At 53.7% G+C, this 25,580-nt stretch carries 24 protein-coding genes and 1 pseudogene; 15 read left to right on the forward strand and 10 right to left on the reverse strand.

Going from position 1 to position 25,580, the window contains the following annotated elements:
* On the reverse strand, positions 1-741 hold a 741-nt coding region (locus M891_RS24690; protein WP_051417031.1), incomplete at its 3' end, for a transposase.
* A gap of 872 nt (positions 742-1,613) precedes the next feature.
* Between M891_RS24690 and M891_RS0114865 the strand changes: the two genes are divergently transcribed.
* From M891_RS0114865 to M891_RS0114880, 4 genes are read left to right on the forward strand one after another with little or no spacing between them, the layout of a single operon-like run.
* Positions 1,614-2,249 carry a YIP1 family protein gene (locus M891_RS0114865; protein WP_232228352.1) on the forward strand — a complete coding sequence of 212 codons (636 nt, stop codon included), beginning with the start codon at positions 1,614-1,616 and terminating at the stop codon, positions 2,247-2,249.
* 29 nt (positions 2,250-2,278) lie between these two features.
* Entirely contained in the window at positions 2,279-3,346 is a 1,068-nt protein-coding gene (locus M891_RS0114870) for an efflux RND transporter periplasmic adaptor subunit (protein WP_232228353.1), read from the forward strand.
* Positions 3,343-4,032 (forward strand): ABC transporter ATP-binding protein, encoded by a 690-nt coding sequence (locus tag M891_RS0114875; RefSeq protein ID WP_028539399.1) that lies wholly within the window; start codon positions 3,343-3,345, stop codon positions 4,030-4,032. Before M891_RS0114870 ends, M891_RS0114875 begins: the two co-directional genes overlap by 4 nt.
* Positions 4,029-5,225 (forward strand): ABC transporter permease, encoded by a 1,197-nt coding sequence (locus M891_RS0114880; protein WP_028539400.1) that lies wholly within the window; start codon positions 4,029-4,031, stop codon positions 5,223-5,225. Before M891_RS0114875 ends, M891_RS0114880 begins: the two co-directional genes overlap by 4 nt.
* A gap of 86 nt (positions 5,226-5,311) precedes the next feature.
* On the opposite strand, the gene M891_RS0114885 is transcribed toward M891_RS0114880, so the two are convergent.
* Positions 5,312-6,217: an AraC family transcriptional regulator gene (locus M891_RS0114885; RefSeq protein ID WP_036700623.1), complete on the reverse strand. Its 906-nt coding sequence runs from the start codon at positions 6,215-6,217 to the stop codon at positions 5,312-5,314.
* A gap of 293 nt (positions 6,218-6,510) precedes the next feature.
* On the opposite strand from M891_RS0114885, the gene acpS reads away from it, so the two are divergent.
* Together acpS and mutY are read left to right on the forward strand one after the other, a co-directional pair.
* Positions 6,511-6,918, forward strand: a complete 408-nt coding sequence (gene acpS / locus M891_RS0114890; protein WP_016313554.1) for a holo-ACP synthase — start codon at positions 6,511-6,513, stop codon at positions 6,916-6,918.
* Positions 6,919-6,930: 12 nt separating this feature from the next.
* Complete coding sequence (gene mutY, locus M891_RS0114895; RefSeq protein WP_028539402.1) at positions 6,931-8,160, forward strand: A/G-specific adenine glycosylase; 1,230 nt, start codon at positions 6,931-6,933, stop codon at positions 8,158-8,160.
* 494 nt (positions 8,161-8,654) lie between these two features.
* On the opposite strand, the gene M891_RS0114900 is transcribed toward mutY, so the two are convergent.
* Both M891_RS0114900 and M891_RS0114905 read right to left on the reverse strand, forming a co-directional pair.
* On the reverse strand, positions 8,655-8,867 hold the full coding sequence (locus tag M891_RS0114900) for a hypothetical protein (protein ID WP_028539403.1): 213 nt from the start codon (positions 8,865-8,867) through the stop codon (positions 8,655-8,657).
* A 35-nt stretch (positions 8,868-8,902) separates the two neighbouring features.
* A complete protein-coding gene (locus tag M891_RS0114905) occupies positions 8,903-9,517 on the reverse strand; it encodes a superoxide dismutase (RefSeq protein ID WP_028539404.1) in 615 nt (204 codons plus the stop codon).
* A 356-nt stretch (positions 9,518-9,873) separates the two neighbouring features.
* Between M891_RS0114905 and M891_RS0114910 the strand changes: the two genes are divergently transcribed.
* The 7 genes and pseudogenes from M891_RS0114910 (at position 9,874) to folE (ending at position 14,786) form a co-directional block, all read left to right on the forward strand.
* Positions 9,874-10,314: a GNAT family N-acetyltransferase gene (locus tag M891_RS0114910; RefSeq protein WP_028539405.1), complete on the forward strand. Its 441-nt coding sequence runs from the start codon at positions 9,874-9,876 to the stop codon at positions 10,312-10,314.
* A 116-nt stretch (positions 10,315-10,430) separates the two neighbouring features.
* The gene (gene lepB, locus M891_RS0114915) at positions 10,431-11,042 is read left to right on the forward strand and encodes a signal peptidase I (RefSeq protein WP_028539406.1); all 612 of its coding nucleotides are present in this window, start codon (positions 10,431-10,433) and stop codon (positions 11,040-11,042) included.
* A 24-nt stretch (positions 11,043-11,066) separates the two neighbouring features.
* Entirely contained in the window at positions 11,067-11,507 is a 441-nt protein-coding gene (gene rnhA, locus M891_RS0114920; protein WP_009227070.1) for a ribonuclease HI, read from the forward strand.
* A 51-nt stretch (positions 11,508-11,558) separates the two neighbouring features.
* Positions 11,559-12,731 (forward strand): annotated as a pseudogene (queG, locus tag M891_RS0114925) (tRNA epoxyqueuosine(34) reductase QueG); the annotation flags it as partial.
* A 45-nt stretch (positions 12,732-12,776) separates the two neighbouring features.
* Complete coding sequence (locus M891_RS0114930; protein ID WP_028539408.1) at positions 12,777-13,811, forward strand: HD-GYP domain-containing protein; 1,035 nt, start codon at positions 12,777-12,779, stop codon at positions 13,809-13,811.
* 96 nt (positions 13,812-13,907) lie between these two features.
* A complete protein-coding gene (locus M891_RS0114935) occupies positions 13,908-14,150 on the forward strand; it encodes a YneF family protein (RefSeq protein WP_016313545.1) in 243 nt (80 codons plus the stop codon).
* A gap of 42 nt (positions 14,151-14,192) precedes the next feature.
* Entirely contained in the window at positions 14,193-14,786 is a 594-nt protein-coding gene (folE, locus tag M891_RS0114940) for a GTP cyclohydrolase I FolE (protein WP_028539409.1), read from the forward strand.
* 74 nt (positions 14,787-14,860) lie between these two features.
* Here folE and M891_RS0114945 read toward each other — a convergent pair whose 3' ends face one another.
* Complete coding sequence (locus M891_RS0114945; RefSeq protein ID WP_028539410.1) at positions 14,861-16,285, reverse strand: Fe-Mn family superoxide dismutase; 1,425 nt, start codon at positions 16,283-16,285, stop codon at positions 14,861-14,863.
* Positions 16,286-16,353: 68 nt separating this feature from the next.
* On the reverse strand, positions 16,354-17,385 hold the full coding sequence (locus tag M891_RS0114950; protein ID WP_028539411.1) for an alpha/beta hydrolase: 1,032 nt from the start codon (positions 17,383-17,385) through the stop codon (positions 16,354-16,356).
* 238 nt (positions 17,386-17,623) lie between these two features.
* Here M891_RS0114950 and M891_RS0114955 point away from each other — a divergent pair, with 238 nt between their 5' ends.
* A complete protein-coding gene (locus M891_RS0114955; protein WP_028539412.1) occupies positions 17,624-18,364 on the forward strand; it encodes an IclR family transcriptional regulator in 741 nt (246 codons plus the stop codon).
* A gap of 143 nt (positions 18,365-18,507) precedes the next feature.
* Here M891_RS0114955 and M891_RS0114960 read toward each other — a convergent pair whose 3' ends face one another.
* From M891_RS0114960 to M891_RS0114970, 3 genes are read right to left on the reverse strand one after another with little or no spacing between them, the layout of a single operon-like run.
* Positions 18,508-20,124 (reverse strand): alpha/beta hydrolase family protein, encoded by a 1,617-nt coding sequence (locus M891_RS0114960; protein ID WP_028539413.1) that lies wholly within the window; start codon positions 20,122-20,124, stop codon positions 18,508-18,510.
* A gap of 35 nt (positions 20,125-20,159) precedes the next feature.
* Positions 20,160-21,263 (reverse strand): DUF1648 domain-containing protein, encoded by a 1,104-nt coding sequence (locus tag M891_RS0114965; RefSeq protein ID WP_028539414.1) that lies wholly within the window; start codon positions 21,261-21,263, stop codon positions 20,160-20,162.
* Between the two features lie 6 nt (positions 21,264-21,269).
* Positions 21,270-21,656, reverse strand: a complete 387-nt coding sequence (locus M891_RS0114970) for a GntR family transcriptional regulator (RefSeq protein ID WP_016313538.1) — start codon at positions 21,654-21,656, stop codon at positions 21,270-21,272.
* A 144-nt stretch (positions 21,657-21,800) separates the two neighbouring features.
* Between M891_RS0114970 and M891_RS0114975 the strand changes: the two genes are divergently transcribed.
* Positions 21,801-22,673, forward strand: coding sequence for a GNAT family N-acetyltransferase (locus tag M891_RS0114975; protein WP_028539415.1), 873 nt, complete (start codon positions 21,801-21,803; stop codon positions 22,671-22,673).
* 53 nt (positions 22,674-22,726) lie between these two features.
* On the opposite strand, the gene acnA is transcribed toward M891_RS0114975, so the two are convergent.
* Positions 22,727-25,444 carry an aconitate hydratase AcnA gene (gene acnA / locus M891_RS0114980; RefSeq protein WP_028539416.1) on the reverse strand — a complete coding sequence of 906 codons (2,718 nt, stop codon included), beginning with the start codon at positions 25,442-25,444 and terminating at the stop codon, positions 22,727-22,729.
* Between the last annotated feature and the right edge of the window lie 136 nt (positions 25,445-25,580).

Here is a 25,580-nt window from a genome sequence, read left to right on the forward strand (position 1 = left end):
ATGGGTTAGCCCCAAGGCAACATAGGTACGTTTCAGCGAATTCCACGCCGCTCTAACTTCTTTGCGCAAAGGCAAATACAGTCGAAATGCCAAAGGNAATGACTGAACGGTAGAGGTAGGGACATCGATATGCTTATGGATGAANGCGGCGACATCGTGCTTGTTGGCTCGTTGTCCNTCTCCTCTTNTNTGNGANATCAATTGNATCTTNACTCGCTCCGGCTCGCCAGANTCNNTNACNGTGCATCCGGCGACAACCGGGGTGGCATAAGGCTGAGCCGCCGGATGATAGCGTAACGAATCATACGCATATTGATCACAGTTGACCTTCACGTCTCCAGAGAGCAGTTCCCGGGCATCGCATTCGCCAAGGGTATGACGGATTTTGTGCAGCATGAGCCAGGCGGTCTTGTAGGTCACTTTAATGACCTGACTCAACCGCAGCGCTGAGATGCCATCGGGGAGCAGGAACAACTCGAGGGCGCGAAACCACTTCACCAAAGGCAGATGGGTTCTTTCAAAAATCGTACCAACCAAAGGCGACGCTTGATAGCCGCATCGTCCACACTCGAACAAAGGAAGTCGCCGGGTGGACAGGCGGGTGCACTCCGTATAAACACAACGCGGGCAAACGAAGCCATTTGGCCACTTCATCGCGATGATGGCCTCAATGCAATCTGCCTCGCTTTGAAAGCGGCTGCTAACAGTTTGAAACAGCTCCGTATTCATACCAAGCTCCATGTCCGATCCCTCCAACTCAAATTCCGCATCCTAATAATACGTACAGATGTTCTCTTTTTCATTATACCAAACATATGTTCTGTTAACAAGAAAAAAATCCCAAAAAATAATTCCTATATAAAAATCTTCTCCCAGAGGAGCTTATATCACTTTTCGTCCCATGTAACTCCTAATTCTGAGCAAAAGGGATAGCCTTGTGCAGAGAAGCGGTAGAAAGCCCTTCTTTCCACGATCCTTCCGTTCTGAGTTAAAGGGATATTCACGTAAAGTGACACACGAGAGGATCCCTATCACGACCTTGTCACACTGAGTTAAAGGGATAATCATGGAAAGAGGTGGCACGAAGGGCTTCTATCTGGAACCCTAATTCTGAGTTAAAGGGATATTCACGTAAAGTGGGCGTAACGAGAGGATCCCTACCTTGATCTTGTTATTCTGAACCAAAGGGATAATCATACAAAAAAGCAGCAGGAAGGACTCCAACCTAGCCCCTGCATTTCTGAGTCAAAGGGATAATAGTGTAAAGAGGTGTAGCAAGAGGAGCTCCTCCTTTAAAGATTTAATTACGAAAGGTAGCAAGGTCCGCGAGGTCCACAATGGGACGCTGATTTTTTTTGCAAATTGAGTGGGGTTGGTCTTAGGTCTAGCAGTGATCCTGGTCTTGAGACTGTGGCGGAATTGGGATAGAGGGGTATAATGGCAGGGAAACCCAGTGAGATTCCTAGGAATGCGATGTTCACGAGATCTTGCATGAGTTGTAAAATGTGCCTAACTTGAATCTCTTTGCGACTTTGTTCGTATATATAACATGATTCTAGTCTTACATATTTATGGGATGGAACAATGTTGGGAGATTTGAGGAGGGAGTTTCTATGAAAAACGTGTTTACGATTTTTACAGCTCCGGTGGAAACGTTCAGGCGGGTGCGGGAGAGTAAGACCGCTTGGCTCTTTGCGCTTGCGGCAATGATCATTGTTTCCGTTGTTGTGATTTACATGCAGATGCCGGTGATCGAGAAGGAATTTCTACGGCAGATCCAAAGTCAATCAGTGGATGCCTCGATGCAATCGACGATGATGGCAACAGCGAAGACGTCTGCTTACGTAATGGGTGTGGTGATGCCGGTTATTACGATTTTTGTGACGGGCTTGTTGTTGTTGCTGCTGAATTTAGTCGTTCGCGGTGAAGGCAAATACATGCAGTTCGTTTCCATCGCTGCTTATGCCGCATTGCCAGGGTTGTTAGGCAGCTTGATCACGGGAATTATGATCATGACGATGGACGTGCAGTCTGTTACGGATGTTTCGCTGAGCTTGGGAGCTCTTGTCTCTGATAAGTCCAGTGCAATGTACCAGTTCTTATCCTTGATGAATCCATTTTCAATTTGGGGCCTCGTACTGTATATCATCGGCTCTTCCGTCATGATGAAACGGCCTTACAAATCGGTGGCTGTTTGGATTATTGCAGCATGGCTCGTGTTATCGCTGGGATCGCTGTTGCTGGTTTAAGTCCGGAATTATACATAACAGGATAGGTGATGGACTTGTTGAAGAAAAAGTGGTTTTGGGGCGCTGTCGTCGGGTTGGCGGTCATCGCGTTGGTCATTGCCAATATGATCGGGTTGAATCGGGCCGCTAAAGTGAAGGTCGCCGCCGTGGAGATGGGCAAAATCGTCGAGCAAATCTACACGAACGGCAAGCTGGAACCGGGACAGACGACCTCCGTGTATGCTCCGGCAAGCGGGTTGATCGAAGAGGTAAAGGTGAAATCGGGTGATACGGTTAAGAAAGGGCAGGTTCTCCTTACGCTGAGCATGGAGCAGGTACGGGAACAGCTGGAGAAGGAACGGATTAATCTGCAATTGACTGAAGCGGAACGACTGGCGGCCAAAAAACAGCATTTTGAGAGCTTTAAGCAAGCGCGTCTCGAAAACCCGGACCTCGAACCGGAGGAGTTGGACCTTACCACCTATGATTTGCGCATTCGTTCCAGTGAGCTGACGATTCAATCCCTGGAGAAGCAGCTTGCTAACCAGAAGGTGCTGGCCCCAGCCGACGGCGTTGTTACCAGCCTGACGGTAAACGCAGGTCAAATGCTGGCCGAAGGCAGCGAGATCGCAACAATTGCCGATGTGAGCAAGCTTAAAGTAAGTGCATACCTGAATGAGTTGGATGCAGGCAAAGCGGAGCAAGGGATGAAGGCGGTGGTTACGGGAGAGGCTTTTTCGAATAGTTATGAAGGCAGTATCTCGTATTTGGCGCCTACCGCCGGTTTAGCCGATCCAACCTCCAAGGATACGTCGGTGGAAATGGAGGTCAGCCTGAATCAAGTATCATCAGAGCTTCGCCCGGGGTATAACGTCACGGTAGAGATGGAGATTCCCGATAAGGAACGGCTTCTTGTGCCAATTGATGCGGTTCAATATGACGGTGAGCAGGCTTACGTCTTTAAGGTTCAGGACGGTGTTGCTGTTAAGGTGCCAGTGACAACCGGGAAAGAGGGCGAGGCTCAAATCGAACTGGTCTCCGGGGTGGCCGCAGGCGATTTGGTTGTAGTGGAAGGCGGCGACAAGCTGCAGGATGGCGCTAAGGTGAAGATGAAATGATTACGCTCAAAGGCATCACCAAAGTATACAAAAACGGCCCCCTTGAAGTACAAGCTTTGACCCCCATTGACCTGCACATCGAGAAAGGTGAGTTCGTAGCGATCATGGGCTCATCCGGCTCCGGTAAATCAACGCTGATGAACATTATCGGATGTCTGGACGTCCCGACCTCCGGCAGCTATGAGTTGGACGGAGCAGCGGTAGAGTCGTTGAATGAGGAGGAATTGGCACGCGTACGGAACCGGAAAATCGGGTTCGTGTTCCAAAGCTTTAATTTGCTGGGCAGGCAAACCGTACTGCAAAACGTCACGCTGCCGATGATGTACGCCGGCATCTCCCGGGAGGAGCGTAACGAAAGGGCCCTTGAGTTGCTTCGCAGGGTGGGACTGGCTGAACGGGTTAAGCATCGTCCAAACGAGCTTTCCGGTGGTCAGAAGCAACGGGTGGCGATTGCCCGGGCGTTGACCATGAATGCACCGATCCTGTTGGCCGACGAGCCTACCGGGAACCTAGATACGAAATCATCCTATGAGATTATGGATCTGTTCAAAGAAATTCACGCCGAAGGGACGACGATCGTGCTCGTTACCCACGAACCGGACATTGCCGAGCATGCCGAACGGATCATCACATTTGGGGATGGACGGATCCTAAGCGACAAGCGTAAAGGGAGTGTTGGGGGATGAGCATTTGGGAGAGCATCCTTGTTGCTCTGGACAATCTCCGAATGAACAAGCTGCGTTCCTTCCTGACGATGATTGGCATCGTTTTTGGCGTCGCTGCGGTGGTCACGGTAGTGTCTATTGGCCAGGCTGGACAAAGCTCGATTATGTCGGAGATGTCGAACTATGAGGATGGGTATTTTCTGATCTATCCGAACTATAGCAACGGGGAGCCCGAGGATAATGTCTATTTCCGGCAGCGTGAAATGGCAGAAATTCGTAAGCTTCCGGGCGTCCGTTATGTTTCGTCGTCGTCTTCCTACGGAATGACCGGTAAGCTGAAGAAGGAAGAGCTGCAATTTAGTATCACGGGCACGACTTCGGATTCGCCTAAAATGCAAAAGATCGATTTGGTGGCGGGCAGATTTTTTAATTCTCAAGAGGAACGAGCGCGTCAAAAAATCCTCGTAGTTGAGGCCAAGTATGCCAATAAAGCATTTGGTTCTCCACAAGGTGCTATCGGTCGGAAAATCCAACTATCTGGAGGGATGTTCCGAATTGTTGGCGTGTACAAGGTGCAGGAGAGTCTCATGAGCGGTTTTGGCGGAGAGCGTTACTCTGCTTACGCACCAATTACGACGATGCTGGATGTGGAAGGGTCAAGTGATCGTTTAAGTATGCTGGAGATTCTGCCCACATCGCCGGAAAGAATGGATGAAACGGTAGCGTCGGTCAAGGCTTGGCTGGCAGATCGGAAAAACGTGAGCAAGGATGCTTATGTCTCGGAATCGGCAAGGGATGCGGAGCAAATGATCAAAAGCACGTTCTCTATCCTGCAAACGATCATCGGTTCGATCGCTGGGATCTCCCTGCTAGTCGGGGGAATCGGTGTCATGAACATCATGTTGGTCTCGGTTACAGAACGGACCCGGGAAATCGGGATCCGCAAAGCGATTGGCGCCACGCCAGGGACGATCATGCTTCAATTTATGATTGAAGCGATAATCCTCTCGTTTATTGGGGGGACGATTGGCGCCCTCTTCGGGTTATTGGCGGCCTGGGTGTTCGCTTTGATCTCGGGGTGGCCGTTCGTCATTTCGATTTGGGCCATTTTATTGGCGTTTGGATTTTCGGCAGCGGTGGGTATTTTCTTCGGCTTGTACCCGGCAAACAAAGCCTCCAAGCTGCACCCCATCGAATCGCTGCGTTACGAATAATAAAACAACCCGGTTCTCCATTGGGTGGAGCCCGGGTTGTTTCTTTTTTGCTGCGGGTTACTATGATGATGTTGCAGGTCAGCGGGTTACGCCTTTGCTTCAGATGGCTGAACCGGGACGTAAATGTCGATCTGTTTGCCTTCCTTCGGCCAGCAGCGTTCATCATACCATTCAAAATCAGGCGCAGCCACTTGCTCGTAGCCGGACGTTGGGAACCAGTCCGTAAAGATTTCGTCCCATGTCTGTTGAATAGACGAGGAGAAATCGGCTTCCCCTGCAGGTGGAGTCGTGAAGATCGCATAGGTTTGTGCCGGGATCCGATACTCCGTGATTCCTTCCTGAACTTCGGCCGTTTCGTCGACTTCAAAGCCGATGATATACCGGAACGTGCCGTCTTCATCGATGGCGGTGCAGACGCCGAGTTCAACATTTGGATGGAGTTTGCCAGGTACGCGGGAGCCCCATTGTTCACGCATATATTTTTGCCAAAATGCTGGGATGTCCTTGTGATTTTGCCCATTTTCCGTGGTTGTTTGGATTGCGAACCCCAGAATGCGTTTAGCTGGAATCTGTTCAATACGGAATTGCATGACATAATCTCCCCAATCGTACGTAATTTGAGCAACGAAGTCTCGAAGCGGATTGGCCTTGGGTACCAGGTATGGCGGGCGACCGCGGCGACGGCATTCCGTCGGCAGGATGCCGTACATTTTTCGGAAGGCCCGGGTAAAGGCCTCATGAGAACCAAAGCCGCAGCGCAGGGCAATATCGACGACTTTCAGGTCGGTATGTGCCAGCAGTTCGGCTGCGTGGGACAACCTGCGCTTACGAATGTAGGTCGTCATCGTATCGCCGACAACATACTGAAATGTGCGATGGAAATGATATTCGGAATAATACATCGCCTTGGCCACCTCAGCCAATGTGAGCTCTTCGCCTAGCCGTTCTTCGATATAATCGATGCTTTTTTGAATGATGTTGATTTGATTCATAACTGCCTCCAGACCGGTCTATGGTTCAAGTATAGCGGACCGAAAAATTGGCTTCTTGATCATTCTTGCGGTTGGGAAGATAACGCAGCTTCAGTATAGCATGGAGGAAGGGAGAGCTGTGTTGCTTGTTTTCTGGGTGGACGGTGATTGGTCATTCCCGATGGGAAGACTCGCGCCTCCTCCCGTTCCCTGCTACAATGGGGGAAGCGGCCGTTATGGGCTTGGCTCAGGACAGGGCGCAATGATAGAAGTAAGGTTCGAAGTTTACGTTTTGTAGGAAGAAGGGCTGCCTGTTGATTTTCGGAATCGGACATGACATTGTCGAAATCCAGCGCATAGAGCGCTTGCTCAACAAGACGATCGGCGAACGGTTGCGCCGACGGATTTTAACTGCGGCGGAGCTTGCGCTGCCTGGGCAAGCTGCCCGACCGGCGGAGTTTTTGGCGGGGCGGTTTGCAGCAAAGGAAGCCGTCAGCAAGGCGTTTGGCTGTGGTATCGGTCAGGTGCTTAGCTTTACTGATATAGAGATTTTGCCCAATGCGCAAGGGAAACCGTGTGTGACGCTGACGCCGGGGGCCTGGGTGCGGCTCGGGCTGTCTGGAGTTGGTCAACCGGAGGGCAGCGGGTATACCATACATCTTAGTATTACGCATGAGCGGCAGCTGGCTTCGGCCTTTGCTGTGGTGGAACGCGTGCAATAGAAGGAGTGCAGGATGCGGGGAAATAGAGAAACACGGGTATTTTTCAGTACAGAACTGTTGAGTTGGTACGAGCGGTCGAAGCGGGACCTGCCTTGGCGCAGGCATCGTGATCCGTATTATATTTGGGTGTCGGAAATTATGCTGCAGCAGACGCGGGTGGATACGGTGATCCCGTATTTTCAGCGGTTTATTGAGCGTTTCCCGACGATTCGGGATTTAGCCGAGGCGCCGGAGGAAGAGGTGCTGAAATGCTGGGAAGGGCTTGGTTATTATTCGCGAGCCCGCAATCTGCAGGCGGCGGCCAAGCAGGTGATGGAACGGCACGGCGGGATCGTGCCGGATACCAAGGCGGAGGTCTCCGCCTTGAAGGGGGTTGGCCCGTATACGACCGGGGCGATCTTGAGCATTGCTTTTAACCGCCCGGAACCGGCGGTGGACGGCAACGTCATGCGGGTGCTGTCGCGCTACTTCTTGATCGAGGAAGACGTCGCGAAGGCCGGGACACGCACCCTTATGGAGGAGCTGGCCGCGGAGCTGATCCCGGAAGGGCGGGCCTCCGATTTTAATCAGGCTTTGATGGAACTGGGCGCGCTCGTCTGCACGCCCAAGTCACCGCAATGCCTGATCTGCCCGGTGATGGCTCGTTGCGCCGGACGGCTTGAAGGCGCAGAGGAGCGCCTGCCGGTCAAGAGCAAGGCGAAGCCGCCGCGGCCGGAGTATCGACTCGCCGCCCTCGTCGAGGGCAGCGGGGCGCTGTCCGGCCGCGTGCTCGTGCGCCGGCGGCCGGACACGGGGCTGCTCGCACGTATGTGGGAGCTGCCCCACATCCCCGCCGACGCCGTGCCGGGCGAAGGCGCCGGCCTCCCCGACGGCCCGGCGATGGACCGGCTGGCGGCGGCGCTGGCCGCCGCCGGGGTGCCCGCCCGGCCGGGCGGGGCGTTGCTGAACGCGGAGCACACGTTCAGCCATATCCATTGGCATCTCCGCGTGTTTCGTTTTGACGCGGAGATGCCAATGGAGGCAGCCGGCCGCGGGGCAGGGCCCGCGGCCGTGGCCGAGACCGCCGCGGCGTATGACGCGGCGGGCGGCGCCGGCTCGGCGGCCCAGCCGCAGGCCTTGGACGCCGGGGCCGCCGCCGATGACACCGCAGCCGAGTACCGGTGGATCACTCGGGAAGACATGGACAACCTGGCGTTCCCGAACGTGTTCCTGCGTATTCTGAACAGGTACTTTGGCGCTTAATGCGCTGAAGCGCACTGCGAGGAGAAGCACACTGGAAGGAAGCGAAGGAAGAAGAGGAAGCAAAGAAACAAAGAAGCATAGAAGCTGGCAAGCAACAGCACGCAATCAGGGATCAGGGCAGTAACCGCATACGAGCAGGAATCAGAGGGGCAACAGCCATACGTTCAGTGGAGATTGGTTTAGTCCTGAATCAAAGGGATAATGCACATTCTCGTTAGCAAAATAGCGGTAAATCATACCGCTATTTTTGCATGGAATCCCCATTTAGCACCCATTAGCGGTAAAAAGGGGCGTTAATTTCGGTATTTTCGCCTGTTGTGGCAGTAACCGGGCTAAATAAGGGCATAAATTACCGTTAATTACGGTGCATCCGCTCTGCATGAGGGAAATAACGGTACTTTTTACCGCTATCAGCCGTTCCCCGCCACAGACCGCCGCACCCCGCGAACATCAAAAAAGGAAGGCGCATCTCATGCGCCTTCCTTTTTTTGCAATTACATCATACGGTTCTCCACAGATTTCATATGGTTCTGGGTGTCGGGTTCGCGGTGTTCCTCGTCCGAGACTTTGCCGAGGTCGGGGGTGGCCCCGCCGCCGGTGACGCTGTGGGCGAAGTTCGTGAATTGCTGCTTATGCGCGTCCTCCGCGTGTTTAGCGGCGAGAAGCTCCTCCGGGTCATTCGACAATTTACGCTTTTGCTCTGCCATAGATGTATCCTCCTTCGTTTGTCGTGAACGCAGCGTTATTTTTTCGCAGCCTCATACCGACGGTTCACTTCGTCCCAATTGATAACGTTCCAGAACGCCGCGATGTAATCCGGTCGTTTGTTTTGATATTTCAAATAATACGCGTGCTCCCATACGTCCAGGCCAAGAATCGGCGTTAAGCCTTCGAAGAGCGGGCTGTCTTGGTTGGGCGTACTGGTGACGGCAAGCTTGCCATCCTTGCCAACGACCAGCCATGCCCAGCCGCTGCCGAAACGGGTGGTCGCCGCCTTGGTGAAGTCCTCTTTGAATTTATCGAAGCCGCCGAGATCGCTGTCAATCGCGGCAGCGACTGCACCGGTTGGCGCACCGCCCCCGCCAGGGCCGATGACCTTCCAGAACAAGCTGTGGTTGGCATGACCGCCGCCGTTGTTGCGCACCGCCGTACGGATACTTTCGGGAACGGCATCCAGGTTGGAGATCAGCTCCTCCACGCTTTTGCTCTGCAGTTCCGGCGCGCTTTCCAACGCGGCGTTCAAGTTGGTGACATACGTGTTATGGTGCCGATCATGGTGGATGATCATCGTTTGTTCATCGATATAAGGTTCCAGTGCATTTGCCGGGTAAGGCAAAGCAGGCAATTCATGTGCCATGGTTGTTCTTACCTCCCGTTAATAATTAAATCCCGCTTCGTCATCCGAGTGTTAAGGAAGGCATCGCCTCCTCGCCGTTAACACTCGCATAACAATCCTATTATTGGCAGCGCATAAAAATATATGCATAAAATCGAGTCAAGACAGGGGCGTTTGTAAAAGTTCATAATTGTAACCGCTTAATTTAAAGCGCTTTCAGAAGAAAATTGATGTATTCTGGAGATATCTATGGTTTAATGGACAAGGAAGCTGTTTTTTTCTCGTTTTTGTCTGGAATCAAATATTCGGTTGATGTAAATCAGGGGGGTTATGTTTTACATCGGCCTATCTTGCGTGAAGAAAAGGGAGATCTTAGCATGCTTATTCGTTCCTTTCAGTTGAGTGATGTAAATCAAGTGATGGAGCTATTGCAGTTGGCCTTATCGGAGGATTGCTACGAAGACACCAAGTGCGCGTTTGCCAGACAACTTTCTTGGGATTCTGAGCTGATTATGGTTGCAGAAGTCGAGGAAGAGATCAAAGGGGTATTGATCGGGACGATCGATCAGAACACGGGATGTATCTACCGCATGGCCGTACATCCTGATTACCGCCGGCGCGGCGTTGGACGCAGCCTTGTAACCGCAATGGAACAACGGTTCCAGCAGCGGAATGTCCGTCGGATTATGGTCGCAGGAGATGAACATAATAAAGCGATCATGCCGCTCTACGAGGCGATGGGCTATGGGGCAGGCAAGTTTTTGGAAGCCTTCCAGAAGCTTGGCATCGCAGCCCGGACGCTGACGGGATCCAATTGATGAAACTTCCCATGACAGAAATGGGAAATGTTGAAGCATATCTTCCATCCGTTGCAAATGGGTGAAGGATATGCTTTTCTATTTATATAGTTTGTTTCATTTTGATGAGGTGCACAATGGAACCGATGATGGATTCGGAACACAAGGCAGCGTTAGCCCCTGAACGCTCTGCTAATGAACCGCAAGCGGACGCTCCGCAATCGCGATGGGCCGCAGAACTGTGGGAGATGCTGAAGACGATCGTGATTGCCTTTGTCATTATGCTGCTGTTAAACGTATTTGTTTTTAACTTATCCATGGTGAAGGGACAATCGATGCAGCCTACCCTGGAAGAGCAGGAGCGGCTGTTCGTGGATAAATTGGTGTATCGGTTTCAACATCCGAAGCGCGGCGAGGTCGTCGTGCTGAAGGATCCGAGTGTGGATGCGGACCGGAAGCCGTTTCTGGTGAAGCGAATCGTGGCGGTTCCGGGGGATACGGTTGAGGTGCGAGACGGCCGACTGCTCCTTAACGGGCAGCCGCTGGACGAGCCGTACACCGACTCGGTTATCGAGGACGGCGACATGCCGGAGCTGAAACTGGAGGACGGACAATATTTCGTGATGGGGGATAACCGTCACGCGGGACGAAGCAAGGACAGCCGTTATTTTGGCAGCGTGAAAGAGAAGTGGATCGTTGGCCGCGCTGAGTTCGTTTTTTGGCCGATTCCAAAGATCCGTAGTTTATAAGCCGTTAGTTTGGGAGGAAGAACTGTGAAGGAAGTGACGATTTATACGGACGGGGCGTGCTCCGGGAATCCGGGTCCAGGGGGCTGGGGCGCGGTGCTGATGTTTAATGGGCATCGGAAGGACTTGTCCGGCGGCGAAAAAATGACCACCAACAACCGCATGGAAATCCAGGCGGTCATTTCCGCGCTCAGTCAATTAAAGGAGCCTTGTCAGGTGAAGGTCTACAGCGACTCCGCTTATGTGGTGAACTGCTTTCAGCAGAACTGGATTCGCGGCTGGCTAAAGAACGGTTGGAAGAACAGCAAGAACCAGCCTGTCGAGAACCGCGATCTTTGGGAGGAGCTGTGGCGGCTTATGGGCATTCACAAGGTGGAATACATCAAAGTTAAGGGACACAGCGACAACGAGCTGAACAATTATTGCGACCAGTTAGCAAGGGAAGCGATTAAACGCTTATCTTCTTAAAAATACAACAGACAGCCTTTACGGCAACATGAACAGGAAGGAGGGGGACATATGTCTATGGCGGAAACCGGCACAACGCGTTTACCGGAAGGAGGCAACCGCTGGGCGCAGCTGAAGCGGGAGATACAGGAGGCCGCAACGGAGCTGGGGATCGACGATATCGGCTTTGCCAGCGCGGATCCGTTCTTGTCGCTGAAGGCAATTTTGCAGGACCGGCGGGATAAAGGCTATGAATCTGGCTTTGAGGAGCCGGATCTGGACAAGCGGGTGTATCCGGAATTATCGCTTACGGAGCCGGCTTCATTAATATCCATCGCGGTCGCCTATCCGTCGAAGATGGAGAATCCCCCGAAGTCAGCGCCCGGCGAACGGCGAGGCATTCTGGCCCGCTCCGCCTGGGGGCGGGACTACCATCAGGTGCTTCGCGAGGCGATGGCGAAGCTGGAAGCCTTCATCCGCGAGCGCGTCCCCGAAGCGCGGATCGAGAGCATGGTCGACACCGGCGCCCTGGTGGACCGGGCGGTGGCGGATCGTGCAGGGATCGGCTTTAAGGGGAAAAACTGCGCGATCATCTCCCCCAAGTGGGGCTCGTGGATTTACCTCGGTGAGCTGATCACCAATATTCCGTTTCCTCCCGACACCCCGGTGGAGGAGGATTGCGGTGAGTGCACCAAATGCATCGACGCGTGCCCGACGGGAGCGTTAGTGGGTCCCGGGGAGTTAAACGCACAGCGGTGCATTTCTTTTTTGACGCAAACGAAAGGCTTTCTGGACGAGGAATTTATGGTGAAGATGGGCAACCGCCTTTATGGTTGTGATACTTGCCAGATTGTCTGCCCGAAAAATAAAGGCAAGTCCTGGAATCATCGGCCGGAGTTGGCCCCTGATCCCGAAACGGTTAAGCCGCTGTTACTCCCCTTGCTGGACTTAAGTAACCGTGAGTTTAAAGAACGTTTTGGTGACAGCGCTGCAGCTTGGAGGGGCAAAAAACCGATCCAACGCAACGCGGTCATCGCGCTGGGCAACTTCAAAGATTCGGCGTCCGTGCCGAAATTAATAGATATACTGCTTCATGACCCGCGGCCAGAGCTAAGAGGAACTGCAGCTTGGGCGCTGAGCCGAATCGGCGGCAAGGAGGCCGAGGAAGCGATCGACCGGGCGCTTGACGCCGAGCAGGAGGAAGAAGTGCGGGTTCGGCTTCAGACAGCCAAGCAGAAGCTGCAGGCTTCCAACGGGGACTGATATCCAGCAAGGGGGATAACATAAAATATGCGTTTCATCAGTATCGAGGATATCGAACCGGGGCAATATTTAGGTAAAACGGTGTATTCCGCCAACGGGACCGTGTTATTGTCGGCAGGGGTTCAGCTTACGGTTTTTATGATTAACACGCTTAAGCGGATCGGTGTGACCATGTTATACATTAAAGATCCGGACTTCGATGATATCGAAATCGAAGATGTGCTCAGCGAGGCGACCAAGCAGGCGATGTTCCGGGAAATGTCCGAGACGCTGCAGGCGATTCGTTCCGGTAAGGATTGGAGCACACGCAAAATCAACGCCAGCGTGGATTCCCTGTTAACCGACGTGTTGAATAACAAAGAGGTTCTGTTACAGCTCACCGACATTCGGACAGCGGACAATGCCGCATATATCCATGCGGTGAACGTCAGCTTGATCTCCTCGATGATTGGACTGAACTTGGGGCTCGGGTACTCCCAGCTCAAGGATTTGGCGATTGGCGCGCTGCTGCACGATATCGGCAAATCGGTGCCGCTGCCGGAAGGCGCCAACGCCAAGGACCCGAAGCATCATCACACCTGGAGAGGCTATGAACTGCTTCGCCACAAACGCGAATTTAATCTGTTGATTGCCCATACGGCACTGCAACATCATGAACGGCTGGACGGCAAAGGAATCCCGCGGGGGATATCCGGGGATGAAATTCATCTGTTTCCACGCATCGTCGCTGTTGCGAACATGTACGATAATTTGGTCAGCGGTGCAAGCAAGGACGGGCGGGTCTTGCTGCCGCATGAGGCTTGCGAGCATTTGATGGCCTGCTCGGAACAGGAGTTGGATCACGAGGTGCTGGTGGAGTTTATGCGCATTATCTCCGTGTACCCGAACGGGACATCGGTTCGTCTTGGGACGAAGGAGACCGGCGTGGTGGTCCGACAGCACCGGGGATTACCAGGCCGACCGGTGATTCGGATCGTACGCGGAACCGGCGATGAGCTGGACGTGAATGAGATTGACCTCGCCACAGAGACAACGTTGTTTATTGAGGCAGTTTTGGCGTGAATCCTTGAATCACGTGAGGCTGGATGCTATGATATTTGGAGTGTGCAAGCCTTACAAGCTAAGGTAACACGATTATTATTCAGGGGTGGCTGAAACATGGATATCGTTATTCCAATTATTACTTTAATCGTCGGTCTGGTTGGCGGTTTTGTGATCGGGGTCTTTTATCTCCGCAGACAGTTAACGAAAATGCAAAACGACCCGCAAATGCTGCAAAAAATGGCGAAGCAAATGGGGTATAACCTGAACAGCAAGCAAATGCAGCGCGCGCAGCAGATGATGAAAAATCAAGGTGGCCCATTGCCGGGGGCGGGACGGCCGACGAAGAAGAGAAAATAAAGTAACGTTTCGCCATACTCTATGAAAGGAGGGGCGCTGAAGATGTCCGGATTGAAAGATTACGTTAATACACGGGTAGGCGATCATCGGGAGCAAATCGAATATCATGTTCGGGAAATCTTGAAGCTGATCGGGGAAGACGTGGAACGCGAAGGGCTGATCGAAACACCGGCCCGGGTGACGCGGATGTATGAAGAGATTTTTGCCGGGTATGAAGTCGATCCTCGGGATGTGCTGGGAGTTACCTTCGAAGAAAACCATGAAGAGCTTGTCATTGTAAAGGACATCGTCTATTACAGTCAATGCGAGCATCATATGGCGCCTTTCTTCGGCAAAGCCCATATTGGATATATTCCAAGCGGTCGAATCGCCGGGCTCAGCAAGCTGGCCCGTTTGGTAGAAGCAGTAACCCGACGCCTGCAGGTGCAGGAGCGGATTACTTCGCAAATTGCTGACATCATGGAAGAAGTGCTGCAACCCAAAGGCGTCATGGTTGTTGTGGAGGGCGAGCACCTGTGCATGTGCTCCCGCGGCGTCAAGAAGCCCGGCAGCAAAACCGTGACCTCGGCCGTACGCGGAAGCTTCCGTAAGGATGCGGCTTCCCGGGCGGAGTTCCTTTCGCTCATAAAGGAATAGTCTTTATTAAAGACCTTTGGTTTCGAGGATAAGCCTCGGGAACCAGAGGTCTTTTAGCGTCAAATGGCAGCCGATTAAAACGGCTGCCATTTTAGTTTTTTCGCGGCTTCGTAGCGGTTAGTAACGGCGGGCCAATAGACGACGTTCCACCAATCTTTGATGTAGTTGGCGCGTGCGTTTTGATGCTTCAGGTAATAGGCATGCTCCCAAACGTCCAGCGGAAGCAGTGGAACGACGTCCCATTGCGACAGGTTCTGATGCTTCTCTGCTGTGAGAATTTCCAGCCGGTGAGCGCGCGGGCTCCACACCAGGATGGCCCAGCCGCCGCCTTCGACTTTGGCTGCGGCTTCAGAGAACTGCTTGTGGAACGCGTCGTAGCTGCCAAAATCGCGTTTGATCTGCTCCAGCAGCTCGCCTTGCGGTTTGCCGCCGCCCTTCGGATGCATAATGTCCCAGAAAATCGTATGCAGATAATGCCCTGCGCCGTTAAAGGCGAGCTCCCGCTCCCAATGCTTCACTAAATCAAAATTACCGGATTTCCGTGCGTCCTGCAGCTTAAGCTCCGCTTTGTTCAAATCGTCCACATACGTCTTATGATGCTTGTCGTGATGAATGCGCATCGTCTGTTCGTCGATATATGGCTCCAACGCATTGTACGGATAAGGCAGCGGAGGGAGGGTATGTCCGCCGATCGGGACGGGCCGTTCTGGTATGCGCGCCGTGGGCGTTTCCGTGTTGTCATCAGCGGTTGGTTCTTGGCGAAGGCTGAGTTCATCCTGTTCCTGTTCTTCCTGGTTATGTTCTTGCCCAGCCTCCACTTCAAGGCTGGCTTCGGAGATGTTGGCTGTTTCTATTCCGTCTGGCTCTTCGGGAGGGTTTACCACCTCAGAGGGTTCGGATCTGTTCAACTCATCGGTGATGGCAGGGAGCACGTCGTCCGTCAGTTCCGGATGCTCAGAGGTGGGGGTGGCCGCTAGCTCCTGCGACTCTTCTTCACGATAGAATGGCTGCGCTCCAGCCGCGTGATACGGATCGGGATACGGCGGCGCTGCGGCCATGCTGCCAGCGATTTCTCCCGGCCGATTTAGCCGTTCAAGCACCTCAAGGAAGTACGCGGATTCCCGGATGATGTGCAGCAGCACCACGGGCGCCAGCGGTACCGATTTCACGGCTGCGCTGTGCTTCAGCATGTATTCCAGGTGGCGGATAAATTCCTGCGACTGTTGACACGAGGCTCGCAGAAGCCGTTCCGTCTGGCGGATAACCTCTGGACTCGTAGCGGCATGGGGCGTAGCCAAGGCGTATTGCAGCAGCCTGTCAGCGGCGGCCTCCGTCCCTTCAAAAATCGGCTTCCATTCCTCCAGCAGCTTCACATAATCGGCTTCCAGGCTGGGCACGATCGCCTGAATCACTTCTGTATGCTCTGCTTCTTGCTGCTTCCAGAAACGGATTTCCTCTAATATGCGTACAGGCAAAAAAGGCCCGTATACGAACAACATTCGGCCTACCTCCTCGGGGATAAGAAGTACATTACTACTAACTTATTGGTGAGGAGGGTTGGATTATGCTATTCGGATGCGGACCCGGTTTGAATATTCGTTTTTTGCGTTGCGAGCTTGATCTGGCCCAGGAACAGCGACACCTTGCGCAGATACTCCTTAGGATGCTCGCGGAAAATCAACTCATGATGCGCGCCGTCTACAATCCATACGCCGGAAGTGGGGTTCGTTTGGTTCTCCGCCAGTTTCTCGGCGATCGGGTAAGGCGCTTTCTCATCCTCTGTACCGTGGATGAACAGGATCGGAAAAGGATAATCCTCCGATTTGACCTGGCTATATGGAATTTGCCGCAGGCTGGTACCGTTGAGCACTGGAAGCAGCATGCCGATGATCTCCAGCGACGGATGGCGCGGCAGATCGATATGCTGGCGGATGTTGTGGTACATCGTATCCGGCTCCAACAGGAACGTACTGTCGAGAATCATGCCGTCGATATCCGGATTTTTGAGACCAGCTTGCAGCGCGGTGCCGGCTCCCATGGAGAAACCCCAGACGATGATCTCTTGGCTGCCCAATTGCTTGGCAACCTGAATCGCTCCGAGCAGCTGTTGGGCTTCCTTTTTGCCGCCGGTGGCGACCTCCTTGCTGTTTTGTGCGGCAAAGCCGTAATCAAACATCAGGACATTAAAATTCAGACGATGGGCAAAATTGGCCAGATCATACATCGGAATCCAATACTCTTCTCGGTTGGCCCCATACCCATGGCTGAATACGATCGTCTTGTCGGAATCTTCTGCTGGAATATACCATCCTTGCATCATTCGGCTCCCGTCAGCCGCAGGGAAGGTGATGTTCTGGTAATCCAAGTTAATAGACAGCTTCGGATTGGAATAAAGCGGCGCTACTTTGGGGTTAGAGAGCACCCAGGCGATATAGCCGTGCAGCGAGATGAAGCAGAAGAAGAAGAAGAACAGCACGGATAGTAAGAGGGCAATAATAATGTTTTTGATGCTAATTCGCCGAGCAGTCGCCGTGGGAACATCGCCGGAAACGTACGCCGAAGGAGGCAAGGGAAGATCATTTCGACCGGTGTGGCTCATACGCTTCCCCTCCCATTACTAGATTATATGATTAAATTTTGGACTGTTTACCATATAAGAAAACGCTTTTAATGTTGGGAATCGAAGAAAATGTCGAAATAACACGATTCTCCTGGATTTAATCGTAAGTCGATCCCCAGTGAATGTCAATGGAAGGTGTTTCATTGACGGAAATTCGCTTCTTTCATATAATTTATGTAACCGAGTTTCATATAGTGAAACCTAAGGAGGATGCCGGATGGAAGACCGGAAGCTGACGGTGCGCGCAGTTGAGCGGGCTTTGGATATTTTGGGATGCTTCACAAAAGCAAGCGATTTGGGGCTGACGGAGATCGCCGCCGAAATCGGCCTTCATAAAAGCACGGTTCATCGCTTGTTGACCACGCTGGAGGATCGGGGCTATGTGATCCGCGATCCTGCTACGGAGAAGTATCGACTCGGCCTGAAGATCTGGGAGCTGTCGACCCATATGTCCCACAGCGACGATCCCGCGGTGCTGCTGCTGCCGCAGATGGAGCGGCTGCGCGACCGCCTTGGCGAGACGGTCAGCCTCTATTTACGCGACGGCATCGAGCGGATACGGATTCAGGCGGTGCAGAGCAACCAGGCCATCCGCCGGGTGGCGCCGGTCGGGGCGCGGCTGCCGCTGTATGTGGGCGCGTCCAGCAAGGTGCTTGTCGCCTACTCGGGCGACGAAGTGCTCCAAGCGGTGCTGGACAGCCCGGACTGGCCGCCGACGATCGATAAGGCGGCCTATGTGGCGCAGCTGGAGGATATCCGCAGGATCGGATATGCCACCAGCTACGAGGAGCGGGAGCCGGGGGCGTCGGCGGTGTCCGCGCCGATTTTTGACCGGACAGGGAAGCTTGCCGCCGCCCTGTCCGTGTCGGGGCCGGTCAGCCGCTTGACGCTGCAGCGGCTGGAGGAGTACGGGCCGATCCTGATGGAGGCGGCCCGGGAGATGGGCATGCTGATGTAGGCGCGCCTGGCGGCAGCCACGGATCAGCATGCAGTGCACGGCAAAAACGCCTGCGCAGGGAGGGACCCTTGCGCAGGCGTTTTTATTATGGCCTTATTGGTGAGCTCACTAGACGCCGTGGCAGTCAGCAAGCATCACGCGCCTTATTTGATTCCCAGAAGCCAAGCGGCGATATCGTCGATGATCTCCTTGGAGACGTTGGACGGCTGGGCGTATTCGGCGCCGATCGAAAGACCATCCACCTTAGCCAGCAGGTGGTTGACCTGCGGGTAAGACTTAAACGTGACGTCGTTGCGGTTTTGCAGGGCGGTTTTCCAGCCTTCAAATTGCTTCATCGTCACTTGCCAATCGTTCTCGCCTTGCAGGATCAGCATCGGAACGGATTGCTGTTTGGCGAGCTCGGTCGGCACGTAATTCTTCTGCTCGAACCACCAGTAAGCCGGTTGGGCCGGGAATTGCTCCGGCATATGATCTACCGTATACTGCGGGTCGTTAACCATCGCAGCGATGGACGTATACACCGCAGCTTGCTGCTCATACGGTGCTGAGTCCAACCCCAGCTGCTTGACGCGGCTGACGAGCCCGGCTTGCTGCTCCGCCAACAGATCGGCGAACTTGCCGCTTGGCCCGGACAGCAGAATCGTCCCGGCGATGTCGCCGCTGGTATCGCCTGCGATGATCAGCGGCATCGCATAACCGCCTTGGCTGTGGCCCGCAACGAAGATGCGCGAGGCATCGATTTCCGGTGTCTGTTTCAATAACGCCACCGCTTTCAGGGCATCGTCAACCGTCTCTTTTTTCAGCGTAAACTTTGGATCGGCGGCGACTTTGAAGGTATGCTCATAGGTCACTTTGTCGTACCGCAGGACGGCGATGCCTTGCGCAGCCAGGCCCACCGCCAGGTCACGGAATGGCTTGCCGCCGCCAATCGTCTCATCCCGGTCGTTAGTTCCGGAGCCGTGCACCAGCACGACAGCAGGGAACGGACCTTTGCCCGCAGGCAGCGTTAGGGTGCCCGGTAAGGCCATGGCGCCTTCCCCAACGGTGACTTCCCGCTCGGTATAAGCGGAGGGGTCTTCGTAGGCCGGCTTCTGGTAGGCCGATTCGGCTGCAGCGGCGATATACATATCGTCGATTTCACCAGCGGCATTCAGCCGCAGCGTTAAGTTCACAGGAACGGCACTTGTCTGAAATACGTACGTCACGTTGCGGTGGATGGAATTGATCGATACGTTCTTGGTTGGTGTGCCAACCGCTTTACCGAACAGGGTTTCATAATTGGCCCAGAGCTGATTCAGCAGGGGAGCCGGAAGGTAAGCCGAAGCAGAGGCGCTTACATATTTCGCCGCTTCGGTACCGTTCCCGGCAAGCAACGCGTTCAGGAACAAGTCGGCGGTGTCCGTCACTCCCGCATCGGCGGTTTCATTTTTCCCAAACACCCCGGTCAGCCATTTGGCATCCACCAGCGCTCGGCCTTGTGTGATGCGTACAGGCGCTTCCAAAACAACACGTTTGCCATCCACCAACGCTTCTGACGAACCAAGGGTCAGCTCCAGCTTATGGCCGTCCTTGGTGATAATAATGCTGTGGTTGTCCGGCACCCAATCCACTTGCGCGCCAAACCCCTCGGCTGCCTCCCGTACAGGGATGAGTGCGGTGGCGCTTTGCTGAGAAGCCATTGCGGATGCCGGCGGAAGTGCCAGACTTAAGGTGAGTGCAGCAGTGGTGGCATGCTTGAACAGTTGGGATCGCTTCGTCATTTCAGATTCCTCCTTAATATTCAAATAAGTATCCTTTATTTCGCCAGCCAGGCAGACCAGATGATAACGACCAGAATGCCCAGCAGGGTAAGCCACGATATCGGATTTGCGAAGTTCATTGTCCAGCCGATTCCCGTTCTTTTCTCCACAAATAGAGTGGGGTCCTGCGGATTAAAATAAATGGCTCCGAGCTTCCAGTAACGGTCATCCTGAACCGGAGCGGTACCTGCATGGCCGAGGATACGCCCGCGCCCAATCCGGCTGCCGCCTTGACCCGTCGTAAAGCTCAGTACTATGGCAAACAACACAATCAATACGGGGACAGCCAGGCTCACCAGCATGATGACGCCGATATCCATGGGACGAATCATGTTGACTTGAATGAACGAAAACATCAGGATCAACGCCAAGGACGAGGTCACCGTAAAGACGGACCATCTCCGGCGGAACGCGGCATTTTGACGGAGCGAGCGCTCTGGATCGGAGGCTTGGAGCTGTTGCTTGCTGTGATGGATCGACCAATTCACAAACCAGAACAGCAACGTTAAGATGACCTGCATCACGTTAGGAAACAGTACGACGCGGTAGGATTTGGCGGCACTGCTGACCACTTGACCCGAAAAATCAAACTTCATCGCCACCGTATCAGGGATAGACGCGTATTGGCTTAGGGTCAGAGCTGCGCTTACGACAATGATGACAGCGTGGATCAGGAACCACTTGCCCGATAACGTCAGCCTTTGGCGGCGAAACCCGGTGTCCACCGCAATCACGGCAGGAGAGGACGGAGCCGCGGGCAGGGACGGGCGGAGTTTCTTCATCCGGAAGTAAAACGTTAGATAAAGTCCCGTGGAGATCGCGAGGACAGCCCCGAGATAAATAGCAAACAGGGTGCCCTGCTCATTGCCATCCTTGTTCCACAGGCTGACGAAGCAGGCAATCAGCAGGAGCGAGTAGATAGTTGTGCTGATGGAGGCGTACAGCCTGCGCAGCCGCCGCACCGGTTCGCTCCAGTATTGCTCCTCGCTCACGGATACGCCAAAGCTGACCGTCTCCCGAGTCAAATAAGGCATCAAGGCTAAGGACACCAGCAAGGGCAAAAATATCAACAATAAGAGAAACGTAGATAGCAGGTGCATATCGTTCTACTCCTTTCGAGAAATCTCTTGATGGATTTCCTCTACGATCCGAAGCAATTCTTCCTTCTCCATCCCGCGGCAGATCGCTTCGGCCACGATGGGACGCAGCTCGCGCCGCTGTTTCTCGCGAAATTCCGGCGTAATCGGCGGCATGGCCACCGGATCGACGACAACGCCCTTTTGGCGGTGGACTTGGATATAACCTTCCTGCTTCAGAATCGTGTAGGCTTTGTTGACCGTGTGCAGGTTAACGCCGATATCGGAAGCCAAGCTGCGTACGGACGGCAACGGTTCGCCCAGTTGAAGCCGTCCGCTGGCAATTCCTTCGATAATCTGATTGACCAGTTGTGTGTAAATCGGGACGTCCGATTGTAAATCCAACTGAATGATCACGGACAGGCATCTCCTTTTTGTTCTAACTGTTATACATTAAATATAACAGATAGTTTATATGGTGTAAAGTAGGAGGAGAACATGAATTGACGGGGATATGAAATCATGATTAGATTATCCTTACCATGAATGGGGGAGTTAGAGGTGGCGGATTATTTACTTACTCAATTAACGGGCTTCTCTCCTGAAGCTCTCGATCCGATCCGCGATTTGGAGCGGATATGCCGTGAGACAGATGGAACTGATCTCCGCATTGGCTTAGACAATTTGACAGCAGATAGCAGCGACCAAGTCTATCTTTATCAGACCGAGGGGCGCTTGATCGGATACTTCAGCTGGTATTCCGTAGATGGGATCGAGGCGAACATCAGCGCGATGGTGCATCCGCAGCGGCGTCGCCAAGGGATATTTCGAGCTTTGCTGGAGGCGGCGGCAAAGGATATGCGCAAGCAGGGGATTCAATCCTGTCGATTTAAAGTTCCGGCGGATTCGGATGCCGGTCAACATACCATGGAGCATCTGGGCACCAAGTTCGACAAATCGCAGTACGCCATGGAGTTTCAAGCATTACATCATGAGGAGCTCAGAAACCCGAACCTCGTGATCCGCCCGGAAACGCTGGAGGATTTCGGTTTTATGGTACGCTGCTCCACCCAAGCTTTTGGCGATTCGGAGGAGTGGACGCTACGCTATTTCGGGAATACCCGGGAGCCTCATCGGCATGCGTACATTGGCTTTGATGGGGCGGAGCGGGTCGGTATGATCCGGGTGAAGCTTCTGGGGAGCGATACGGCGGTGATCCATGATTTTTGCGTGTCGCCGGACATCCAAGGGCGCGGGTATGGACGGGACATACTGATGCAAACCGTGCGACTGCTGCTTTCGGAAGGACGAACGCGGATTCGCTTAAGCGTCATTACGGAAAATCGCAGTGCGCTAGAGCTCTACCGCAGAATAGGCTTTGGGATCGTGTCGAAATCGGATTACTACATTTGTAATTTAGAGGCATGGCGATAAGAAAAAAAGAGTTCCCTTCACGGCAAATGAAGGGAACTCTTTTTCATGTTGATTTACGCGTTTGCTGCGATCATCTGACGCAACACGGTTTGCAGGATACCGCCGTTGTGATAGTAATCTACATCGACCATGCTGTCGAGGCGGGCAATCACGTTGAACTGGAACGTGCTGCCATCCTGACGGGTTGCCGTTACCGTTAATTCTTGGCCCGGTTTCACGTCATTGCTCAGGCCTTCGATATCAAACGTTTCGGTGCCGTCGATGCCAAGCGTTTTCCAGCTTAAGCCTTCCTTAAATTGCAGCGGCAGAACGCCCATGCCTACCAGGTTACTGCGGTGGATCCGTTCGAAGCTCTCCGCGATAACCGCTTTAACGCCCAGCAGGTACGTGCCTTTCGCTGCCCAGTCACGGGAGCTTCCGGTACCGTATTCTTTGCCGGCAATGACGACGAGGTTTTGGCCTTCGGCTTGATATTTCATCGAAGCGTCGTAGATCGACATCACTTCGTCCGTTGGCAAGTATTTCGTTACGCCGCCTTCTGTCCCCGGTGCCACCTGGTTGCGGATGCGGATGTTCGCGAACGTACCGCGCATCATTACCTCATGGTTACCGCGGCGGGACCCGTAGGAGTTGAAGTCCTTGCGTTCAACGCCATGCTCGGTCAAATATTTGCCGGCCGGGCTGCTTGGTGAAATGTTACCTGCTGGCGAGATATGGTCGGTCGTTACCGAATCGCCGAGCAGAGCCAGCACGCGTGCGCCGCGAATGTCCGCGATGTCGGACAAGCCTTCGCCAATCTTCTCGAAGAACGGTGGATTTTGGATATACGTCGATTTCTCATCCCACTCATACAGCTCGCCTTGCGGAACCGGAATGGAATTCCAACGTTCATTCTGCGTGAAGACATTCTCGTATTTGCTGCGGAACATCTCCGGACTCATCGATTGACCGATCGCTTCCTTAATTTCTTGGGAAGTAGGCCAGATGTCCTTCAGGTAAACCGGTTGATTGTCGCGGTCGTAGCCGATCGGATCGTTCTGCAGGTCGATATTTACCGTACCTGCGAGCGCATAAGCAACGACCAGCGGCGGAGAAGCCAGATAGTTCGCTTTCACTTGCGCATGGACGCGACCTTCAAAGTTCCGGTTGCCCGAGAGCACTGCCGCTACCGTCAGATCGTTATCGGCAATCGCTGCGCTGACTTCGTCCGGCAACGGACCGGAGTTCCCGATACAGGTTGCGCATCCGTAACCGGCAACGTGGAAGCCAAGCGCTTCGAGCGGCTCGATTAAGCCGGCTTTTTGCAGATACTCCGTTACCACGAGGGAGCCCGGAGTCAAGCTGCTCTTCACATAACCCGGCTTGGTCAGACCGCGTTCAACGGCTTTCTTCGCCAGCAGGCCAGCGCCGACCATAACGCTTGGGTTGGAGGTATTCGTACAGCTCGTAATCGCCGCAATCACGACAGCACCGGTCTTCAGTTCGCTCGTCGAACCGTCCGGATGCTTCACCGGTACGCTCTGTTCGATCTTCTCTTCAGTCAGGCCGTAACCGCCTTTCTCAACCGGCGTGCGGATGATGGAGTTGAAGCTCTCTTTCATCGCTGTCAGTTCGATGCGGTCCTGCGGACGCTTCGGTCCAGCCAAGCTTGGGACAACGGAGCCAAGATCCAGCTCGATCAGATCGGTAAATACCGGATCCGGGGTATCGTCCGTGCGGAACATGCCTTGGGCTTTGTAATAAGCTTCAACCAGCGCAATTTGCTCTTCGGAGCGGCCGGTGCTGCGCAGATAAGCGAGCGTTTCCTTGTCTACCGGGAAGTAACCAATCGTTGCACCGTATTCCGGGGCCATGTTTGCCACGGTTGCGCGATCGGCAAGGCTGATGTTGGTCAGGCCTGGACCGTAGAATTCCACGAATTTGCCGACAACGCCTTTCTTCCGCAGCATTTGCGTAACGGTCAGCGCCAAGTCGGTTGCCGTAGCGCCCTCAGCCAGACTTCCCGTGAGTTTAAACCCGATAACTTCTGGAGCGACAAAATAGAGCGGTTGCCCCAGCATACCCGCTTCGGCCTCGATCCCGCCAACGCCCCAGCCAACGACGCCAAGACCGTTGATCATCGTCGTATGGGAGTCGGTACCTACGAGGGAATCCGGGTAAACGAACGTTTCGCCGTTTACGTTCTTCGTAGCGGCTACAGATGCCAGATACTCCAGATTGACTTGGTGAACGATCCCGGTAGCCGGAGGTACGGCGCGGAAGTTATTGAAAGCGGTTTGCGCCCAGCGCAGGAAGCGATAACGCTCTTCATTGCGCTCGAACTCAACCTTCATGTTGTACTCGAGCGCATCTGGGGAACCAAACGCGTCGACCATGACAGAGTGGTCGATAACGAGGTCAACCGGCACAAGCGGATTGATCTGTTTTGGATCTCCGCCGGCTTTCTTCACGGTGTCGCGCATCGCAGCGAGGTCAACGACAACCGGTACACCGGTGAAATCTTGCAACACAATACGAGCGGGGATAAAAGGAATCTCTTTATTCTCATCGCGGCCCTCGCTCCAACCGGCGATTTGCTTCACGTGTTCTTGAGTGATCGCTCTTCCGTCATATTGGCGGACAGCGGCTTCAAGCAATACTTTAATGGAGAACGGAAGTCTGGAAATCTTGCCCAGACCTTGTTGTTCAAGAGCCTGCAGGTCATAGTAACGGTAGCTCTTGCCGCCGACCTCCAACGTACGGGCAGCGGAGAAAAAATCGTTCGCTGACATGAATGAACCTCCTTGATTCATAGTTTCACTAGATGAAACATTATTTCAAAAATTCCTGACTTAAGTATACCTTTCCTGCCGTGGGGAGTAAAGTACTTTTTGAGCCTGATTCTGGCTCGTTTGGGCTTTACCGGTG

The organism is Paenibacillus sp. J14, assembly GCF_000518465.1.
GTDB classification, from domain to species: domain Bacteria; phylum Bacillota; class Bacilli; order Paenibacillales; family Paenibacillaceae; genus Fontibacillus; species Fontibacillus barengoltzii.

Coding starts and splice junctions, on each gene's coding strand:
- acnA (WP_028539416.1), bottom strand. CDS start 25,444: ATGTCAGCGAACGATTTTTTCTCCGCTGCCCGTACGTTGGAGGTCGGC.
- M891_RS0114910 (WP_028539405.1), top strand. CDS start 9,874: ATGCTTATTCGTTCCTTTCAGTTGAGTGATGTAAATCAAGTGATGGAG.
- M891_RS0114950 (WP_028539411.1), bottom strand. CDS start 17,385: ATGAGCCACACCGGTCGAAATGATCTTCCCTTGCCTCCTTCGGCGTAC.
- M891_RS0114965 (WP_028539414.1), bottom strand. CDS start 21,263: ATGCACCTGCTATCTACGTTTCTCTTATTGTTGATATTTTTGCCCTTG.
- M891_RS0114955 (WP_028539412.1), top strand. CDS start 17,624: ATGGAAGACCGGAAGCTGACGGTGCGCGCAGTTGAGCGGGCTTTGGAT.
- M891_RS0114900 (WP_028539403.1), bottom strand. CDS start 8,867: ATGGCAGAGCAAAAGCGTAAATTGTCGAATGACCCGGAGGAGCTTCTC.
- M891_RS0114945 (WP_028539410.1), bottom strand. CDS start 16,285: ATGTTGTTCGTATACGGGCCTTTTTTGCCTGTACGCATATTAGAGGAA.
- M891_RS0114875 (WP_028539399.1), top strand. CDS start 3,343: ATGATTACGCTCAAAGGCATCACCAAAGTATACAAAAACGGCCCCCTT.
- lepB (WP_028539406.1), top strand. CDS start 10,431: ATGGAACCGATGATGGATTCGGAACACAAGGCAGCGTTAGCCCCTGAA.
- mutY (WP_028539402.1), top strand. CDS start 6,931: ATGCGGGGAAATAGAGAAACACGGGTATTTTTCAGTACAGAACTGTTG.
- M891_RS0114930 (WP_028539408.1), top strand. CDS start 12,777: ATGCGTTTCATCAGTATCGAGGATATCGAACCGGGGCAATATTTAGGT.
- M891_RS0114905 (WP_028539404.1), bottom strand. CDS start 9,517: ATGGCACATGAATTGCCTGCTTTGCCTTACCCGGCAAATGCACTGGAA.
- M891_RS0114870 (WP_232228353.1), top strand. CDS start 2,279: ATGGACTTGTTGAAGAAAAAGTGGTTTTGGGGCGCTGTCGTCGGGTTG.
- M891_RS0114865 (WP_232228352.1), top strand. CDS start 1,614: ATGAAAAACGTGTTTACGATTTTTACAGCTCCGGTGGAAACGTTCAGG.
- M891_RS0114960 (WP_028539413.1), bottom strand. CDS start 20,124: ATGACGAAGCGATCCCAACTGTTCAAGCATGCCACCACTGCTGCACTC.
- M891_RS0114880 (WP_028539400.1), top strand. CDS start 4,029: ATGAGCATTTGGGAGAGCATCCTTGTTGCTCTGGACAATCTCCGAATG.
- folE (WP_028539409.1), top strand. CDS start 14,193: ATGTCCGGATTGAAAGATTACGTTAATACACGGGTAGGCGATCATCGG.
- M891_RS0114935 (WP_016313545.1), top strand. CDS start 13,908: ATGGATATCGTTATTCCAATTATTACTTTAATCGTCGGTCTGGTTGGC.
- M891_RS0114885 (WP_036700623.1), bottom strand. CDS start 6,217: ATGAATCAAATCAACATCATTCAAAAAAGCATCGATTATATCGAAGAA.